This window comes from Limosilactobacillus oris DSM 4864 (assembly GCF_001434465.1).
Lineage (GTDB): Bacteria > Bacillota > Bacilli > Lactobacillales > Lactobacillaceae > Limosilactobacillus > Limosilactobacillus oris.
The window spans coordinates 1-1,467 of sequence record NZ_AZGE01000061.1 but is presented as its reverse complement, the minus strand read 5'-3'; the positions used below and the strand labels follow the sequence as shown (position 1 = coordinate 1,467).

Genomic DNA, 1,467 nt, shown 5'->3' with positions numbered 1-1,467 from the left:
AAGTGTCCAACTTACAGGGTTCACTTCATAACGTAGCTTGCTTTTTTACTTAGTATTCATCTTCAAATGATGAGGAACGGGTCCGGGATGAACTTGAGCGTCCACCAGAAACCGTATCGCTGCCATTACCGCTGCCGGGGTCGTTGTAGGAAGCACCGCCAGGCAGGATAAAGTCAGTGTTGTTATAGCCGTCGTAGTTTGGCTGGGACTTGTACATCCGGGTTTCGTGGTTGTTCACCGTTACCGGCTTCAAGCCCAACTGCTTCCGGACCAGCTTAGAAATGCGGTTGATTTCCTTTGGACTGGCAATCTGGAAGGATACTCCGTCAATCGTGGCGTTTTGTCCTTGGAAGTGGTAAGTAGAGACGTTATCCATCGCGCTGTGGTAATTACCATATAGGGTGGCAATGTCATCAATCGGGATGTTGGTTTTTACACCGTCCCCAACGGCGTCCATGATCTTGTTGGCCGAGCTGATGGAACCAGACTTTTTAAACTTGGCAATCACACTCGACAAAATCTGTTGCTGCCGTTTCTGCCGGCCATAATCGTTATTCGGGTCCTCATAGCGCATCCGGGAATACTTCAGCGCTTGTTCCCCGTTCAGGTGCTGCTTGCCTTTCTTGAAGTGGTGCCCCTCGTAAGTGAAGGCAAACGGGTTATCAACCTCAACGCCGCCGAGGGAGTTAACGACCTTCTTGAGGACGCCCATGTTGATGACCGCGTAGTAGTCGATTGGCACATCAAGTAGTTCACTGACCTGCTTAACGGTCTGCTTAGGACCGCCAATCGAGTAAGCGGCGTTGATCTTGACGTAATCAGCACCATCATCGGTGTTGACCCGGACTAAGGTATCCCGGGGGATACTGGTCATCGTAATCCGTTTCGTTTTGGGGTTGATGGTAAATAACTCAATTGAGTCGGTGTTACCACCCTTGTTTCCCCGATCGAGAGCCCCGACGTCGGTCCCCATGGCGAGGACGGAAACGGGTTCACCCTTTTGGAGTTTCTTGCTGATTTTGCCATCACCGTTACTAAAGACTCCGGTTGCCATCTGGTGGACTTTGTGGTATTCGTACAGGCCGCCGGCAGCCACGAGGACGATCAGCAGCCAGATTAACCACTTCATCCATTTAGGCGTGTGGTAGTGGTGCTTTTCAGGAACCGGCGGCGGGGTTGGTCGTCCGCCTCCTTGCAGGTGTGGGCGCCGGTGGTGATGCTCGTGCGGCTCGTTATGATGAGCATTTTCGTAGATTTTCTTTTCTAGTTTTTTACGGTATTCTTCGCGCGATTCGCGATGATCGTTATTGTCCATTACAAATATACCCCTGTAAATTATTTCTAACGTTACCTAATATAGCAAAGAATGTTGGGGCAATTCAATGCCATAATAGTAGTTTAACTTTTCCATAAACTTTTATAAAGACTCTCCGGAAGATTTGGCTCTTCGTCAAGAAGTACTGATGA

At 49.4% G+C, this 1,467-nt stretch carries 1 protein-coding gene; it reads right to left on the bottom strand.

Features of this window, described 5'->3' with window-relative positions; genetic code table 11:
- Positions 1 to 49: 49 nt before the first annotated feature.
- Complete coding sequence (locus tag FC49_RS09590) at positions 50 to 1,315, bottom strand: LCP family protein (protein WP_003715813.1); 1,266 nt, start codon at positions 1,313 to 1,315, stop codon at positions 50 to 52.
- Positions 1,316 to 1,467: the final 152 nt, after the last annotated feature.